Raw genomic sequence first — 15,743 nt, 5'->3', positions numbered from 1 at the left:
GTCACGCTTGTGAGACATATCCGTACCGGGTACGCGATATCGACATCGAGGGATGGTCGCATGACATACGACAAAGCACTGGCAGACCGGATCCGCGATGCACTCGTGAGCGAGGACGACGTCAGTGAGGTGAAGATGTTCGGCGGCCTGAGTTACATGGTCAACGGACAATTGGCGGTCGCAGCGAACTCTCACGGCAACCTCTTGATCCGCTGCGCGCCGGAACGCGTCGACGAACTGCTGCTACACAAGGGCGCACACTGGCCTGACATGCGCGGAAGGCCGATGAGCAAAGGGTGGGTCGAGGTCGATCGCACTGGCACCAGTTCAACCGTGGAGTTCAACGCCTGGATCAAGGAAGCCCTGGATTTCGCGCACTCACAGTAGCCTCACACCTCTAATTGAACACGTTCAACTATGGCGCGTAGACTCAGTTTTGAACACGTTCAAAACTAGGAGACGTCATGAGTAGTCGCGGAACTGAGACGCGGGAAAAGCTTGTGGATACCGCCTTGCGACTCTTCCGCGACGAGGGCTTCCAGTCGACAACCATGCGCCGGATCGCAAGCGAGGCAGGCGTCTCTCTCGGAAATGCCTACTACTACTTCGCCAGCAAGGACGAACTTGTCCATGAGCTGTATCTAGTCGTCCAGCGCGATCACCGCGATCGGGCACTTCCACTGTTGCGCCAGGGCGGCTCACTCACGGAGAACCTGAAGACAGTTCTGCACTCCGGACTCGATGTCATGACGCCCTATCACGACTTCGGCGGAACATTCCTGCAAAGTGCGTTACCTACCACCTCGCGATCCAGCCCGTTTTCGGTCGAGTCCACCGATGCCCGAGCAATGGCGATCGATCTGATGCGCGAGGCTCTGACTGCCTCCCACCAGCGGACACCGCCCTCATTGGAGAAACAGCTCCCCACACTTCTGTGGCTCACCTATATGGGTGTGACTCTGCACTGGGTCACCGATTCGTCGCCCGGACAAGCACGTACGCGTGCATTGGTCGACGGTCTCGCCCCAGTGGTCGCGAAAACCGTCAAGCTCGCCCGCCTACCAGTGGCCAGGAGCTTGGTCGGTGACGTCGCGAAATTGATGGCCAAAGTCACTGCGCGAGAAGAGGAGACCGTGCGATGAGCACCATGAATTGCGTCGTCATTTGCGGAGCGTCGGGCTATATCGGGCAGTACCTTCGTCGCTCGCTCGAAGCCAGTGGGATCAATGTTCGGACGATCGGGCGGGGCGACTCGTGTGATGCCGCTTGGTCCGACGGACAAGGCGTCGTCGACGTTCTGGATGGAGCGGATCTGGTTGTCAATCTCGCCGGACGCTCGGTGAGCTGCCGCTACAACAAGCGCAACGCCGATGAGATCTTTTCCTCACGCGTGGAAACCACGGCGCAGCTTGGTCGCGCACTGGCCCGCACACCGCAGCCGCCGTCGCTCTGGATAAATGCCAGCACCGGCACAATCTATCGAGACGCTCGTGATCGGCCGATGAACGAGAGGACCGGCGAGCTGGGAACAGGATTCTCGGTGGCTGTCGCGCGAGCTTGGGAGCAAGAGCTGTTCGAGGCACCGACAACCGTTCGCAAGGTGGCGCTGCGGATGTCGATCGTGCTCGGCGCCGGCGGCGGGGCGATAAATCCGTTCATCAATCTGGCCCGCGTCGGCTTCGGCGGAAGAATGGGCGACGGTCGGCAGATGTTCAGTTGGGTTCACGCCGATGACCTAGTTCGTTCCATCACCCACGTCTACGAGCACCAGGCCATCTCCGGTCCGGTCAATGTCGCCTCGCCCGTTGCGGTGACCAACGACGTGTTGATGCGTGAGGTGCGTGCATCCCTGGGTCGAGCGCGCGGGTTGCCGACGCCCGACTGGATGCTGAAGTTGGGCGCACGCGTAATACGCACCGAAGCCGAGCTAGTGCTCAAGAGCCGCTGGGTGGACCCGGGCGTGCTCGCCGATACCGGCTTCGAGTTCACATTTCCGACGCTGGACACGGCGCTCAACCAGATAGTTCAGGACACTCCGCGAGGCTTGCTTCCCGTTGCTTTGGGCTGACTGTCCGGGCCAGGTCTGCACTCACGTTCAATTGAATATTGTCGAATCGGTCACAACACAGAGGGCGGTCCCTAGACTCCGAAGAAGCTAGACACGAGCAACAACGCTGTTAGAGAGAGTCGGTCCACCCAGTGACTATTCGGGTAAGTCAGCCGTATGAGCAGCAGCCGTTCGGGATTTCACCCCGGGTACCTCAGATGCCGATGCCTGCTCATTTCAGGCCGAATCTGATCGCAGCAGCGCTCTCGTGTGTCGGCATCATCATCGGCAGCATCGGTCCGTGGACGTCGTTCCTCGCGCTGGGTAGTTCCGGTATCGGCGAATGCGGCGTGATCACCCTGATCCTCGGGATCGGTGCGGCTTTCGCATTGACTCCGCTTCTTTCGAGGGGCGTCACACCGCAGGTGAAGAACCACTGCATTGGCCCCTTGGCGGGAATCGCAGTCTTGATCGTTGCCGTCGGCAACGCCGCCTGCATACTCCAACGCGGTACCGAGATCGCCGGAAAGATCATTGGACCGTCAGTGGGATGGGGGCTCTGGTTGGTCGTGATCTCCGCGCTAGTTCTGTGCATTACGTCATCGACGCTCGCGCAACTGATCAGAGCGCAGGCCACCACTTAGAGCCTCGAGATTACGAGCGGCGTTTCAACCTGACGTTCCCGGCAACCGAGCCACGGAGCATCGACGGCGTCATGAACGGACGTTGCGCTGACGCGCGGAATCTGCGCCGATCAACAGTGTTATTACGGCAAGTACCCCGAAGCCCGCCGTCAGTGTCGCGACGGCTGCCACGCCTGCGACGATCAGCGGGCCGCCCGCGTCACCGAGTTCACGTCCCAGTTCGGCTGCACCCATGGTTTGACCCATGCGCTCCTCGGGCGTCGATGCAGCAAGTGCGGCAAAGCCGAGGGGCGTGATGATGCCGGTGCCGATGCCGACAGCAACTGCCGCAGTGAGAATCCCGACCAGCCCCGGAATCATGGCAAGCGCCAGACCGGCGGCGGTGACAACCAATCCCCATGCCACACCTCGCTCGACGGTGATTTTTCCCGCGTCGAGTGCTCGCCCTGCTCGCGGTTGAGCAAATGCCGCACACAACGCCAGTACTGACACGGCCGCACCTGTTGCTATCGGTCCAAGGCCCGCATCAACGCCGGCAACTGGGAGAAACCCCACACCGACCGACAGTGCGGCAGTCGACGCCGCAAGAGCTGCGGTGGGACCGAGGAACTGACGATCACTCAGGCGACGAGCCAAATCAACCACGGTTTGCCTGGCCCGAGGTAGCGGCGGAAGCGCAGGTACCACGACCTTGGCCCAGATCGCGACAACCAGCGCGAGGACGGCCATGACTGCAAACAGAAGTGTGAGACCACCCATCCACACGATCACACCGCCCAGCAACGGACCGAGGGTATAGCCGAGACTTTTGTAGAACCCGTAGGTTCCGAAAGCACTGCCGTGCTTGCCTTTTCGGGTCAATCGAGCCACCGAAGAACTTGCAGCCGGCGAGAATGCCGATGCTGCCGCACCTTGGCCGAGCCGCGCCAACCACAACCAATCCGTATCCGCGACAACAACAAACAGAAACGATGCTGCGGCAAACGCGACGAGCCCGCCGAGCAGGACCGGCTTGGCACCGATCCGATCTGCCAGCGTGCCGAACACAGGTTTGAGCAGGACTTCGGCGCCGTCGTACAGGGCCAGCAGTAGACCGAGATAGAGCAGCGAATTCGCCAGATCGTCGAGATCGAACACGAGGTTCGCCGCAACGGCATGGGCTCCGAATGCAGTCGTGAACCCGGCCGCGTACAGCGGCCACATCTGCCATCGCGCGCCTTCGACCTGGGCTTTGTTGTCACTCATGTGAGATCACCGTCGTCAATGCCTTCAGGAGAGTGCAGTGCGTTGATCACTCGCTCCGAGTAGTCCTCGAACCGCAGGGTGCACTGCTGGAGCGCCGCCGTTGCGCTTTCCGCATTCCTCGCGCCGAATACGTCGCGCGCCTTCAAGTCTCGATGCCAGCGACGAAGCCTGTCCAGGCTCTGCTCTTCTTCCTCGAGTTCTGCGAGTGTAAATTTCTGGATCCGGATCTCCTTGTCGAGCTCGGCCTCGTATTTCGCACAGTCCGACAGGAATTCGGTCCAGTCTTCCTCGCGGGCCGCGGTGAACATCGCGGCGAATCGCGAGTTGTCTTCCTCGCTCGCACCCGTTGCGTTGAGGAAGACAATTTCACCGGACGCGCGGTCGACAAGTTCTTTCGCACGGTCGACCCCCGCCGCGAACGCCGGAACGTTGGGCACAGCCCAGGTGCCTTGCCCGATCGACAACGCACCCACTTTGCGCAGTTCTCGCCACACGGCAACACGGTGACGCGTCGGCTCGGCAGCAATCTTGATCAGGATTATCCGCCAACTCACGGATGACTCGGAATTCACACTGGAGAATGTATCACCCGTTACATCTCAAAGTGTGAAGCTCGTTTTCCTTCCGCATCGCTCACTTACCCTCATCTGGGCTGCCAACACTGCTCTGAGTGGGTCTGTTTCGGTTCCGCCAGGATCGAATTGCAAAGACGGTCGACCCGACAACACCGACAACCCGGACCGACACCACTGTGAAGTACCACCGGTCGAGCCGTTCATTTTCGTACCATCAGGAGGTGCCTTGATGATCCGATTCCGCCTTACGGACTCGCAACCAGTTGGAAGATCTGGACGCCATGGCTGGTTCCCCTTGTGGAATGCGGAGTGGTGGAACACCTGGCACTGACTCGCGGCGATCAATCAACGCACCAAAGCTAAAGTCCCAAAAGCTAAAGTCAATGTATGACAAGGCTTTCGGTAGCAAAGTGGCTGAGCATAGCGGCGCTGTTCACAACGGGCCTGGCTGGATGCGGCGCTCCGTCCGAACCATCACCGGAGAAGGTTGAAATCGGCACCGCCTACAGCTACACGATGTACACCCACTGCGGTGCGCGAGAGGCCAAGTTCGCCGGCGAATACTGGGAAGCGGTCAACACCGATGCTCGGCAAAATAACTCGCCCTCCGGTTGGGACGACCCGTACCAGAAGGGCACTATGACCCGGTTATCCGAAACTGCAGCTGTTTTCGAGGCTGACGGGAGAGAGAAGCGCTATCTATTACGACCGGGCGCCACAACGTTCCAACAAGTCTGCTCCTGATCGCACTCACGCAGCGCCGCGACAACGCATGGAGAATCGCAGTGTGCCCCCACGCCTAGGTTGGATCGGCGATTCGTTGCCGGATAGCGCGACATGGCTCGCGCCCTACCCGTACCCCGACGCAGGACCGACGGGTCACTGGCTAGCCGACCGCTACCCGCATGTTCTGCGAATCCTGCACCCGGCCTATATCCATGACGACGGCGAGCCGCGAGCGGTGACATGGTCCCAGGTCGCCACTGCCGTGGGCGCAGAGATGATTGTCGGGACGCAGTTTTCCGAGATCGTCGGAGCGTGGTTTCCCAATAGTGTCGGACGCCCGGGTCCGTGCGCGAGGGGTGGAACTACCAGGTAGTCACGACAGCCCGGCCCCCCGCACACCGCGCCACACGGACGCGCACCCCGAACTTTTGGTGGCCCGCGGACCGAACCTGGTGCGGCGCAACCGGGATGGACGACATGGACACGCTTGTCGTCTCCGCCGACCTTGCCCGGCTCGAATCCGTCCACGCGAACCCAGGTCTCGAAACACAGTTGTATTCACGGTGACAAACCACGCACCATTGCATCTGCCAACCACGGTGGCGCACAGTGAAGTAGTGGAGAATTCACAGCATCGACACGCGGCACATCCGGAACGCACACCGGCTTACGGCGTCGTGATGATCATCGTGGCTCTGGCTGCGGCGATTGCCGTCAGTTTTGCCGGCCCGACATGGTTGCGGATTGCGGTGTATGTCCTGGCAGGTGCCGCGATTGCAGTCGGGTTCGTTTTTACGCTACGAGACTACTCGAACTGAACTGCTCCCCGAATGTCAGAACTGAACTCGTCAGTCCGAGATTCGGGGAGCAGTTCACGCAGAACGATGGCTGCTATGCGGCGCTGCCCATGCTCGCTGAGTCGAAGCTGCCGAGCCCGGTGCTACCGAGACCGCTGCTCCCGACACCGCCCAGTGCGAGCGCATTGCTGCTGCCTGCGCTGAAAAGCTGGACAATTATGTTGATCACGACGGGGTCACCGGTGAGCGGAATTGTAGGCACAGGAAGACCTGCTTTCTGTTTCGCGGGTGGATACGAATGTGCGTGGGAGACAGTGAGGTCTGTCAAAGTCCGCCGACACTACTGAATTCAATGCTTCCGGCACTGCCGAACGAGACGATCGGGCCGGCACTTCCGAAACCGAGTGCGCTGGCAAGAGAGCCGAAGTCGATGACCAGGCTGCCCTGGGTGTACGGCGAGTTGATCACGATGATTCCTGTCTGCGACGTTACGGTGCGAGCGGGTAGATCGATCAGGGCACGGGCGTCGTGGGATCTTCGCCGCCGCCCGGGAGCGGAGCGTTATTGGTGAAGAGAAAGCTGCTGCCCGCGTTGAACATCTGCAGGACGGTGTTCATGACGACGGCCAAAGCGCCGGTCGTTGGTGAGGCGATCATGTATTACTCCTGGCCTAAGCGGGGTGGCGGTGTGGTCACCCCCTCAGATCGTGGGGGCGAGAAACGTGCCCCTGTGCGAAGGATCTCGCACAGGGGCACGAAATGCGTCCCTAGGCGACGCCGCCGCCGTTCGTCGAGCCAGTTCCGGTGCTGCCTGCGTTGAACAGCTGCAGGATCGTGTCGAAGAAGGCACCGAGGAGGGCGTTTTCCTGGCCGTTGATCATGTCTTTCCCCTTTTTCGTTACTGGTCTGCGCGGTGATTCGCGCCACATTTTTATATCCCGGTTGTCTACTGAAAAGTGGGGTCCAGCCATCAAAAGTGGGTTGTTACCAGTGAGTTATGTGAGGTTTCACAATTTCACTGGACGGATGTCCACGTCGGTGCTGACAAAGGTCAGTGCGATCATCGCCGCACGCAGTTTAAGCAGCTCAGAGGGCAAAGTCGGGTCTAATCCGGTGAGGTGTGCAATGCGCTTGATCCGGTTGTCGACAGTGTTCGTGTGCAGGCCCAACGCTGACGCGGTGCGCTGCCGGTGCTGGTCGTTCGACAAGTGCACGGACAGCGTCTGCAACAGTTCAGGGTTGCTGTCGAGCGGCCTGAGTAGGCCGATCAGGCTGTCGCGCGCCGGGCCGGTCCGGGTCAATTGATACTCGAGCGCGAGGTCCTCCATCCGGTATGACTGCGCCGGCAGCCCGAGCCTCCGGACGAGGTGGACCAACTCGCGGGTGGTCGCCTGGGCCGCTGGGAGATCCTCGAGTGCGGCATTCTCGCCGACCGCCGTGATCTGCACCCCGATCTTGGCCGTCGCCTGACGCACGACTTGGCACACCAACCCCCAGTGTGGTGTGCCCTCGATGAGGACCAGGCCGCGTTGCGGCGCCGGGGCTTCGAGCAACTTGGCTCCGAAGTGGGCAGCAACCTTGGCTTGTGCCGCGGCGAGATCACGGTATGCCTGCAGGCGCTGATGCGCGCCGTCCCTGGCCCCCGGCCGAGGTTTCGGTAGGTTCACGAGGAGCCGCAGAACGAGATAGCGGGGTGCGAGCTCGATACCCAACTGCAACGCAAGATCAGTGGGATCGTCTCCATCCAACATGGCTTTGACGAGGGCGCCGGCGGAGCTCCCCTCGAGCTGGGCGCCGGCAGGGATCGCCGCCAGATAGCTGACCGAGATGAATGAATGAAGGCGCTGCGCGACTGTGAACAGGAGGTGGTTGAGCTCCTTGAGGTTGGCAGAGTCCTCGACGCCCGCTCTGCTGAGGATAAGGTTCCGAATGACGCTGATGGCCTCGTCTGTTACGGCAAGGATGGCACTGAGCGGGACACCCTGGCGGGCCTGCCGGACGGTCAGGGTGTGAATACTGTCCAGGTCGCGGTCGGTCGGCAGCTTCCTGTGGTCCATGAGTTGGATCGCCAGTTGCAACCCCTGCGCGGTCACCGCAACCAGATCCTCCTGAACGGATTCCAGGTTGAGGGTTTTGAAGGTTGCGTTGGCGCGGGAGAAGTTCTTCACAAGTTCGGCCGCCAGCGGGACGAAGTCGCGGACCGCAGTGGAGGCGGGTTCGCCTCCGAGCATCAGCGGCCCCGAGGTATTCAACAGCGCAGTGGACATCGTAGACAAGCCTCCTCGAGACAAGAGTGTCGCGCGGCGCGATGGCCGGCGGCTCGACGCGTCAGGGAATGAGAAACCCGCCGCGGTGCCCGAATTGAGGACTTTAGCCGCTTGCGTCTGCCGTTCCCGATTACGTCAGGCGATGTGATGTCTACCACATGAACGGTCGTCCAATTGTCAAATGAGACAATTTGGATTTCTGGTCGGTCGGCATGACATGGTCACGCCGACCGACTACACCGGAGGCTCCCGGCGTGGGCAAAATGACCGCTATTTAGCCGCTGTTCCGCAGCGCCGTGGCCAGGCCGTTCATCGTCAGCTGAATACCGCGCCGGACCTGGTCACTCTCGTCACCTGATCGATATCGCCTGATCAACTCGACCTGCAAGTGATTGAGCGGTTCGAGATACGGGAAACGGTTGTGGACGGAACGTTCCAGGCCTGAATTGTCAGCAAACAAATCGTCGTAGCCGGTGATCTCCTTGTACATCCGAACGGTTCGCGCATGCTCGTCGGTGATCATGCCGAAGACTCGATCACGCAGTTCTACGTCGGGAACCAACTCCGCGTAGCGGGCCGCCAAGCCCATGTCGGATTTCGACATCACCATCGCCATGTTCGAGAGCACAGTCCGGAAGAACGGCCACTTCTCGTACAAACGCGTCAGCGTCGCCAAACGCTCCGGGTTGCCGTCGATCCATCGCTCGAAAGCCGCGCCTGTGCCGTACCAGCCTGGCAGCATGACGCGTGACTGACTCCAGGACAACACCCACGGAATCGCACGCAGATCGGAGATCGCCTTGGTCTGCTTACGCGAGGCGGGTCGGCTACCGATGTTGAGTGCCCCGATTTCTGCAACCGGCGTCGACGCCTCGAAGTACTGGACGAATCCCGGTGTGTCATGGACCAATTCGCTGTACGCGGTACGCGCCAGGGCAGCAAGCTCATCCAGAACGGTGTACGCCGCCTCGGCGTCGCTTCCGAGCCCTTCGACGTCGAGCAACGTCGACTCCAACGTCGCAGCGATGAGCGTCTCGAGGTTGCGATGAGCCAACCGCGGCTCGGCGTATTTCGCTGCGATCACCTCACCCTGCTCGGTGATCCTCAGCGAACCTTCGACAGCTCCGGGAGGTTGCGCAAGAATTGCCTCGTAGCTGGGTCCACCACCACGCCCGACGGTTCCGCCGCGACCGTGGAAGAGCCGCAACCGGATTCCACTCTTCCGTGCGGCGTCGACCAGATCGAGTTCTGCGCGGTACAGCGCCCAATTGGCAGCCAGGTAGCCACCGTCCTTGTTGGAATCGGAGTACCCGAGCATCACTTCCTGGCTGTTGCCCCGGGACGTCACGATGGCTCGGTAAATCGGAATGTCGAGCGTGGCAAGCAATGTTGCCGCGCCGCCCTGCAAGTCCTCGATCGTCTCGAACAGCGGAACAATGCCGATGGGGCATGACGGCTCACCACCAACACCCGGATCGAGAACTCCCACCTCCTTGAGCAGGACCGCGGCCTCGAGCATGTCGCTCACGGAGCTGCACATGCTGATGATGTAGTTGGGAACAGCACCGGCGCCCAGAACTCGAACTGCCTTGGCACCGGCGTGCATGATCGCCAGTTCCTTGGTCGTCAGTTCGGAGAACTCCGCATCCGGCGACGTCAACGGCCGACGGGTGGTCAGTTCCGCCGAGAGCAGGTCCACTTTTTCCGATTCCGACAACGACGCATAGTCCGGGTGAACACCCGACCAGGCCAACAACTCGGCAACGACGCTCTCATGAACTTCGGAGTTCTGCCGCATGTCCAGACCCGAGAGGTGAAACCCGAACACCTCCACGGCTTCTCGCAAACGTTCGAGGCGATCATCGGCTATCACCGCGTCACCGTTGCGGCGCAGTGACGTGTCGATGACAGCTAGATCGTGCTGAAGTTGCGCGGGTTCGCGGTATGCCTCCAGCCCGGAGTCGCCGCCGTGCGCGGGCATCTCCCCCAAGATGGAAAGTCCTGTGGCGGTGAGGCGTCCACGGATTCCTCGGATTGCGCGACGGTAGGGTTCGTCCGCCCGGAACACCGAATCGTCACCCGAGGTCGATGCCAGAAGATCCAATTCCGGTGTCACCGTGACCAACCGCGCCGACATCGACAGCTCGCGCTCTAGATGTTCGAGTTCGGCGAGGTGATGCTCGATTGCCGTGGCCGCCGCTCGGGTCGTCGCGCGATGCACGATCTCCCCCGTCACATAGGGGTTACCGTCGCGGTCACCGCCGATCCAGGAACCCGGACGCAAGATCGGCTCACGCAGGAGATCTGCGTCGGGCCACCGGCTGCGAAGCGCCTTGCGCACTTCGGCGTTGATTTTGGGAATGACTTCGAACAGGGCTGCGTCGTAGTAACGCAATCCGACTTCGATCTCGTCCTGGATTCGTAGACGCGAGAGCCGGATCAGCGCGGTCTGCCAAAGAGTAAGAATCTGCCGACGCAAGTCCAGGTCGACGTCCGCGGTTTCCCCGACGCTCAACGCCGTGCGTTCGCGGTAGCGCATCAATTCGGTGATGCGAGACTGTGTCTCGAAGACTGTCCGTCGACGCGTTTCCGTCGGATGAGCTGTGATGACCGGTGAGACAAGGGCGCCGCGCAGTGCATCTTCGACAGTCGCGGAGTTGATGTCCGCACCGTCGAGTTTGCGGTAGGTAGCGGCCAGTGTGCTGTCACGCGGTGGTTCGCCGGCATTGATGTGAATGGCGCGCCGACGCTCACGGTGGATGTCCTCAGCCAGATTGGCGAGCAAGGCGAAGTGGCTGAACGCACGGATCACCGGGATAGCGTCTGCGGTGCTGACTCCAGCGAACAACGACACCAGTTCGGCGCGGTCAATTTCGGAACGGCGTACTCGGAACGATTCCACCCGGGCGCGTTCAACAAGATCGAATACGGTGTCGCCGGCCTGTTCGCGAACAATCTGCCCCAGGATCCCGCCGAGAAGCCGCATGTCCTCACGCAGTGGCTCGGTGGCCTCGCGTGGTGTTTCACGATGCTGATTCGAGACGAATTCGGTCATCGTTCAATTATCAACGGAAACGCAGAACCCCGCTCGATGGCGGGGTTCTGTGTGAAATACGTGATGGGAGGCGATCAGGCGAACTTGATCTCCAGGCCGATGCCGACGATCGAAATGACCCAGATCAGAGCGGTGAAAACAGTCAATCTGTCGAGGTTCTTCTCGACCACTGTCGATCCGGACAGGCTGGACTGGACACCGCCGCCGAACAGGCTCGACAGCCCGCCGCCCTTGGCCCGATGCAGCAGCACCAGCAGAATCAAGAGCAAGCTGGTGATGACCAGCAGGATATCCAAGAACAGTTCCATGTCTGTCTACGGCCACCAATCCAATAGGGACAACTACAACCGATAACACCATACAGGCGATCACAGCTAACCCGACCACATACCCGTGCGACAGGTTGTCTCGTTCGGTGGTACCGATCACAACGCCGAGTTTCCGGCCCGCTAGTTTCGAAGTGACGCGACGTTACCTTCGGAAGGCTTGTTCTGATGCACACCGACACCACTGGTCCCACAACACACGAGAGCACTCCGCGTCTCGCTTCCGTCCACAACTTCCGAGATGTCGCCGGAAACGGATACTCGACATCAAGCGGGACCACCATGCGGCGCGGTGTCTTCTACCGTGCCAACGTCCTCATCCCCACCGGGGCGGATCTGGCTGTTGTCGAATCGTTGGGCCTGACCGCCGTCTACGACGTTCGCTCCGAGGCCGAGGCTTCGGAAACCCCGGACACCATTCTCTCGGCAGCCAAGTACACACACATCCCGATCCTTCCGGGAACAATTCAGAACTCGGCTCTGGCAATCCGCACCGTCGACTCTGCGCAGGATTTCATGCGCGAACTCAATCGCAGTTTTGTGACCGACGACGCGACCCGCGCCGGGTTCTCCCAATTGCTTACCGCGCTCGCGACAACACCGGGACCCCAGTTGTTCCATTGCACCGCCGGAAAGGATCGCACGGGTTGGGCAGCAGCGTTGCTGCAGACTCTCGCAGGGGTTCCGCAGGAGACCATCGTCGACGATTATCTGCTCACCAACACCTACTCCGCGGCTTACGTCGACGCGGCTGCCGAGCGTATTGCTCAAACGGCTGCGATCGGTCGGGCCGACGTGGTCCGTGTCATGTTGACCGTCGAGGAGAGTTACCTCGGTGCAGCCTTCGAGCAGGTGGGCGCCAGCTACTCGTCAATTGAGAACTATCTGCACGACGGACTCGGCCTCACCGCCGACACCATCGACGCACTCGGCTCAAAACTGGTTGCCTGAGAATGCAAAAACAGTGGGCGCGTAACCATTTCGGTTACGCGCCCACTGTTCTTTTCAGATCACATGCTAGCTAGGCAGTGGCCCGCCCGCTGCAATCGCAGACAACGTGGCAAACTCGTCCGCCTTGAGTGACGCGCCGCCGACAAGAGCGCCGTCGACGTCGGCCTGGCCGACGATCTCTCCGACATTCTTGGAGCTGACGCTGCCGCCGTACAGGACTCGTACGCCTGCAGCCACGTCAGCGTCGGCGAGTTCGGCGACCGTGCCGCGAACCGCTGCGCACACTTCCTGAGCGTCCTCAGCAGAAGCGACTCGACCGGTGCCGATTGCCCAGACAGGCTCGTACGCGATGACGATCTTGGAGATCTCCTCCGCGCTCAAGCCGGCCAGAGAACCCTTGAGCTGCTCCACGTTGTAGGCGACGTGGTTGCCTGCTTCGCGAATCTCGAGGCCCTCACCGATGCACACAATCGGTGTGAGGTCGTTCTTCAAGGCAGCCTTGGTCTTGGCGAGGACAAGCTCGTTGGTCTCACCGTGCAGGGTGCGACGCTCCGAGTGTCCGACCACGACGTAGGTGCATCCGAGCTTGGCCAGCATGGAGCCGCTGATCTCGCCGGTGAATGCACCGCTGTCCTGAGCGGAGACGTCCTGCGCGCCGTACGTGAGCAGGAGCTTGTCGCCCTCGATCAGCGTCTGGACGCTACGGATGTCGGTGAACGGCGGGATAACCGTGACGTCCACTTTGTCGAAGTACTTCGCAGGCAAGGAGAACGCGATCTTCTGCACCAAGGCGATGGCCTCGAGGTGGTTCAGATTCATCTTCCAGTTGCCGGCGATCAACGGCTTACGTGCCATGTCGGATCAGCCTTCCAGTACTGCGATGCCGGGAAGCTCTTTACCCTCGAGGTATTCGAGGGAAGCGCCGCCGCCGGTGGAAATGTGCGAGAAGCCTTCGTCCGGGATTCCGAGCTGGCGGACAGCCGCAGCAGAGTCGCCGCCGCCGACGACGCTGAACGCGCCCTTGGCGGTTGCTTCGACGATTGCCTCCGCAACACCGCGGGTGCCGGCTTCGAACTTCGGGAACTCGAACACGCCCATCGGGCCGTTCCAGAACACCGTCTTGGCTCCGGTCAGGATCGCGGCAAAGCGCTTGACCGACTCCGGTCCGATGTCCAGACCCATCCAGCCGTCGGGAATCTTGTCGAACGGAACGATCTTCGACTCGGCATCAGCCGAGAAGGAGTCCGCGACAACAACATCCTGAGGGATGTGGATGACGTCCGCGTACCGGTCGAGGAGGCTCTTGCAGGTCTCGATCATGGACTCTTCGCAGAGCGAATTGCCAACGGACACACCCTGAGCCGCGAGGAACGTGTAGAACATTCCGCCGCCGATCACCAGTGTGTCGACCTTGGGTGCCAGTGCCTCGATGACGGCCAGCTTGTCCGAGACCTTGGAGCCACCGAGCACCACTGCGTACGGACGCGCCGCGTCCTGCGTGAGCTTGGCGAGCACCTCGACCTCGGCGCCGACGAGGTAACCCGCGTAGTGCGGGAGCAGCTTCGCGACGTCGAAGACCGACGCCTGCTTGCGGTGAACAACACCGAATCCGTCGGAGACGAATGCGCCGTCATCACCGACCAGCTCGACGAGAGCCTTGGCGAGCTTGACCCGCTCGGCTTCGTCCTTGCTGGTCTCGCGAGGGTCGAAACGGATGTTCTCGAGCATCAGGACGTCACCGTCGGTGAGTCCTTCGGAACGAGCCAGCGCGTCCTGTCCCACGACGTCACCGGCGAGTTGCACGTTGCGACCGAGGATTTCGGCCAACTTCGCGGCAACCGGTGCGAGGGAGAACTTGGGATCGGGCTGACCGTCGGGGCGCCCGAGGTGCGCGGTCACGATGACCTTCGCTCCACCCTCGGCAAGTGCCCGCAAGGTGGGAGCGGACGCGACGATGCGGCCCGGGTCCGTGATTTCTCCGCCATCCAACGGGACGTTGAGGTCGGAACGCACCAGTACGGTGCGCCCCTCGACCCCAGCGTCCAGCAGATCCTTCAGCGTCTGAACTGCCACTGTTATCGAAACTCCGCTCAGAGTGACTTGGCGACGAGGCCGATGAGGTCGGCGAGGCGGTTGGAGTAGCCCCACTCGTTGTCGTACCAGGAAACGATCTTGACCTGGTCGTCGATGACCTTCGTCAGACCCGAGTCGAAGATCGACGAGTGCGGGTCGGTGACGATGTCCGACGAGACGATCGGTGCGTCGGTGTACTTGAGGATGCCCTTGAGGGGGCCCTCGGCTGCAGCCTTCATCGCGGCGTTGATCTCGTCAGCGGTAGCCGACTTCTTCAGGTTCGCGGTGAGGTCGGTGACCGAACCCGTGGGGATCGGCACGCGCAGTGCGTAACCGTCGAGCTTGCCGAGCAGCTGCGGGAGAACCAGGCCGATTGCCTTGGCAGCGCCCGTGCCGGTCGGAACGATGTTGAGAGCGGCTGCGCGGGCGCGACGGAGGTCGCTGTGCGGCGCATCCTGAAGGTTCTGATCCTGCGTGTACGCGTGGATCGTGGTCATCAGACCCTTGACGATGCCGAACTCGTCATCGAGGACCTTGGCGATGGGGCCGAGGCAGTTGGTGGTGCACGAGGCGTTGGAGATGATGTTCTGGCTGCCGTCGTACTTGTCGTCGTTGACGCCCATGACGATGGTGATGTCTTCACCCTTGGCCGGAGCCGAGATGATGACCTTCTTCGCGCCGGCTTCGAGGTGTCCCTTGGCCTTTGCTGCGTCGGTGAAGATGCCGGTGGACTCGACGACGACGTCGACGCCCAGCTCGCCCCAGGGAAGCTCGTTCAACGGGCCGCGGTGTGCGAGGGCCTTGATGCGCTGATCGCCGACGACGATCGTGTCGTCACCGTCGAGCGACACGTCGTACGGCAAGCGGCCGAGGATGGAGTCGTACTTCAGCAGGTGAGCGAGCGTCGCGTTGTCAGTCAGGTCGTTGACTGCCACGATCTCGATATCGGTGGTTCCGAGCGCCTTCTGCGCATCCACCGCCCTGAAGAAGTTACGTCCGATACGGCCGAAACCGTTTACGCCAACCCGGACAGTCACA

General features: G+C 61.3%; 19 protein-coding genes. 8 read left to right on the top strand and 11 right to left on the bottom strand.

Going from position 1 to position 15,743, the window contains the following annotated elements; all coding sequences use genetic code 11:
- The first annotated feature begins 60 nt into the window (after positions 1–60).
- From RG2_RS13580 to RG2_RS13565, 4 genes are all read left to right on the top strand, one after another.
- Positions 61–387: a TfoX/Sxy family protein gene (locus RG2_RS13580; RefSeq protein WP_033232121.1), complete on the top strand. Its 327-nt coding sequence runs from the start codon at positions 61–63 to the stop codon at positions 385–387.
- 77 nt (positions 388–464) lie between these two features.
- Complete coding sequence (locus RG2_RS13575) at positions 465–1,142, top strand: TetR/AcrR family transcriptional regulator (protein ID WP_033232122.1); 678 nt, start codon at positions 465–467, stop codon at positions 1,140–1,142.
- Positions 1,139–2,068, top strand: coding sequence for a TIGR01777 family oxidoreductase (locus RG2_RS13570; protein WP_230590036.1), 930 nt, complete (start codon positions 1,139–1,141; stop codon positions 2,066–2,068). The genes RG2_RS13575 and RG2_RS13570 overlap by 4 nt, the downstream gene beginning before the upstream one ends.
- 203 nt (positions 2,069–2,271) lie before the next feature.
- Positions 2,272–2,691 (top strand): hypothetical protein, encoded by a 420-nt coding sequence (locus RG2_RS13565; protein ID WP_230590037.1) that lies wholly within the window; start codon positions 2,272–2,274, stop codon positions 2,689–2,691.
- 69 nt (positions 2,692–2,760) lie between these two features.
- Here RG2_RS13565 and RG2_RS13560 read toward each other — a convergent pair whose 3' ends face one another.
- Both RG2_RS13560 and RG2_RS13555 read right to left on the bottom strand, forming a co-directional pair.
- A complete protein-coding gene (locus RG2_RS13560) occupies positions 2,761–3,936 on the bottom strand; it encodes an MFS transporter (RefSeq protein ID WP_230590038.1) in 1,176 nt (391 codons plus the stop codon).
- Positions 3,933–4,508 (bottom strand): Chromate resistance protein ChrB, encoded by a 576-nt coding sequence (locus tag RG2_RS13555; RefSeq protein WP_051730339.1) that lies wholly within the window; start codon positions 4,506–4,508, stop codon positions 3,933–3,935. Before RG2_RS13555 ends, RG2_RS13560 begins: the two co-directional genes overlap by 4 nt.
- Before the next feature lie 390 nt (positions 4,509–4,898).
- Between RG2_RS13555 and RG2_RS31490 the strand changes: the two genes are divergently transcribed.
- From RG2_RS31490 to RG2_RS13540, 3 genes are all read left to right on the top strand, one after another.
- Positions 4,899–5,255: a hypothetical protein gene (locus tag RG2_RS31490; RefSeq protein WP_072782528.1), complete on the top strand. Its 357-nt coding sequence runs from the start codon at positions 4,899–4,901 to the stop codon at positions 5,253–5,255.
- Between the two features lie 43 nt (positions 5,256–5,298).
- Entirely contained in the window at positions 5,299–5,610 is a 312-nt protein-coding gene (locus RG2_RS13545) for a hypothetical protein (RefSeq protein ID WP_133637958.1), read from the top strand.
- Positions 5,611–5,854: 244 nt separating this feature from the next.
- Positions 5,855–6,055 (top strand): hypothetical protein, encoded by a 201-nt coding sequence (locus tag RG2_RS13540; protein ID WP_033232250.1) that lies wholly within the window; start codon positions 5,855–5,857, stop codon positions 6,053–6,055.
- A 73-nt stretch (positions 6,056–6,128) separates the two neighbouring features.
- Here the strand turns inward: RG2_RS13540 and RG2_RS31800 are convergent, their stop codons facing one another.
- The 6 genes from RG2_RS31800 to secG all read right to left on the bottom strand — a co-directional run bounded on the left by RG2_RS31800 (position 6,129) and on the right by secG (position 11,663).
- A complete protein-coding gene (locus tag RG2_RS31800; protein ID WP_165826287.1) occupies positions 6,129–6,296 on the bottom strand; it encodes a hypothetical protein in 168 nt (55 codons plus the stop codon).
- A 62-nt stretch (positions 6,297–6,358) separates the two neighbouring features.
- Positions 6,359–6,502, bottom strand: a complete 144-nt coding sequence (locus RG2_RS31795) for a hypothetical protein (protein WP_165826289.1) — start codon at positions 6,500–6,502, stop codon at positions 6,359–6,361.
- A 44-nt stretch (positions 6,503–6,546) separates the two neighbouring features.
- On the bottom strand, positions 6,547–6,690 hold the full coding sequence (locus RG2_RS31790) for a hypothetical protein (RefSeq protein WP_165826291.1): 144 nt from the start codon (positions 6,688–6,690) through the stop codon (positions 6,547–6,549).
- 350 nt (positions 6,691–7,040) lie between these two features.
- On the bottom strand, positions 7,041–8,300 hold the full coding sequence (locus RG2_RS13535) for a PucR family transcriptional regulator (RefSeq protein WP_033232125.1): 1,260 nt from the start codon (positions 8,298–8,300) through the stop codon (positions 7,041–7,043).
- A gap of 274 nt (positions 8,301–8,574) precedes the next feature.
- Positions 8,575–11,355: a phosphoenolpyruvate carboxylase gene (gene ppc / locus RG2_RS13530; RefSeq protein ID WP_033232126.1), complete on the bottom strand. Its 2,781-nt coding sequence runs from the start codon at positions 11,353–11,355 to the stop codon at positions 8,575–8,577.
- A 74-nt stretch (positions 11,356–11,429) separates the two neighbouring features.
- Positions 11,430–11,663 (bottom strand): preprotein translocase subunit SecG, encoded by a 234-nt coding sequence (gene secG / locus RG2_RS13525; RefSeq protein ID WP_033232127.1) that lies wholly within the window; start codon positions 11,661–11,663, stop codon positions 11,430–11,432.
- A gap of 186 nt (positions 11,664–11,849) precedes the next feature.
- Between secG and RG2_RS13520 the strand changes: the two genes are divergently transcribed.
- Positions 11,850–12,632: a tyrosine-protein phosphatase gene (locus RG2_RS13520; RefSeq protein ID WP_033232128.1), complete on the top strand. Its 783-nt coding sequence runs from the start codon at positions 11,850–11,852 to the stop codon at positions 12,630–12,632.
- Between the two features lie 66 nt (positions 12,633–12,698).
- On the opposite strand, the gene tpiA is transcribed toward RG2_RS13520, so the two are convergent.
- From tpiA to gap, 3 genes are read right to left on the bottom strand one after another with little or no spacing between them, the layout of a single operon-like run.
- Positions 12,699–13,487, bottom strand: coding sequence for a triose-phosphate isomerase (gene tpiA, locus RG2_RS13515; protein WP_033232129.1), 789 nt, complete (start codon positions 13,485–13,487; stop codon positions 12,699–12,701).
- A 6-nt stretch (positions 13,488–13,493) separates the two neighbouring features.
- Positions 13,494–14,705, bottom strand: a complete 1,212-nt coding sequence (locus RG2_RS13510) for a phosphoglycerate kinase (protein ID WP_033232130.1) — start codon at positions 14,703–14,705, stop codon at positions 13,494–13,496.
- Positions 14,706–14,722: 17 nt separating this feature from the next.
- Entirely contained in the window at positions 14,723–15,742 is a 1,020-nt protein-coding gene (gene gap / locus RG2_RS13505) for a type I glyceraldehyde-3-phosphate dehydrogenase (RefSeq protein WP_033232131.1), read from the bottom strand.
- Between the last annotated feature and the right edge of the window lies 1 nt (position 15,743).

Source organism: Rhodococcus globerulus NBRC 14531 (genome assembly GCF_001894805.1).
GTDB classification, from domain to species: Bacteria; Actinomycetota; Actinomycetes; order Mycobacteriales; family Mycobacteriaceae; genus Rhodococcus_F; species Rhodococcus_F globerula.
The sequence above is the reverse complement of the archived record's forward strand: the minus strand, read 5'-3'. Positions and strand labels throughout refer to the sequence as shown.

Coding starts and splice junctions, on each gene's coding strand:
- RG2_RS13535 (WP_033232125.1), bottom strand. CDS start 8,300: ATGTCCACTGCGCTGTTGAATACCTCGGGGCCGCTGATGCTCGGAGGC.
- RG2_RS31490 (WP_072782528.1), top strand. CDS start 4,899: ATGACAAGGCTTTCGGTAGCAAAGTGGCTGAGCATAGCGGCGCTGTTC.
- RG2_RS31790 (WP_165826291.1), bottom strand. CDS start 6,690: ATGATCGCCTCACCAACGACCGGCGCTTTGGCCGTCGTCATGAACACC.
- secG (WP_033232127.1), bottom strand. CDS start 11,663: ATGGAACTGTTCTTGGATATCCTGCTGGTCATCACCAGCTTGCTCTTG.
- ppc (WP_033232126.1), bottom strand. CDS start 11,355: ATGACCGAATTCGTCTCGAATCAGCATCGTGAAACACCACGCGAGGCC.
- RG2_RS13580 (WP_033232121.1), top strand. CDS start 61: ATGACATACGACAAAGCACTGGCAGACCGGATCCGCGATGCACTCGTG.
- RG2_RS13570 (WP_230590036.1), top strand. CDS start 1,139: ATGAGCACCATGAATTGCGTCGTCATTTGCGGAGCGTCGGGCTATATC.
- RG2_RS13575 (WP_033232122.1), top strand. CDS start 465: ATGAGTAGTCGCGGAACTGAGACGCGGGAAAAGCTTGTGGATACCGCC.
- RG2_RS13565 (WP_230590037.1), top strand. CDS start 2,272: ATGCCTGCTCATTTCAGGCCGAATCTGATCGCAGCAGCGCTCTCGTGT.
- RG2_RS13560 (WP_230590038.1), bottom strand. CDS start 3,936: ATGAGTGACAACAAAGCCCAGGTCGAAGGCGCGCGATGGCAGATGTGG.
- tpiA (WP_033232129.1), bottom strand. CDS start 13,487: ATGGCACGTAAGCCGTTGATCGCCGGCAACTGGAAGATGAATCTGAAC.
- RG2_RS13520 (WP_033232128.1), top strand. CDS start 11,850: ATGCACACCGACACCACTGGTCCCACAACACACGAGAGCACTCCGCGT.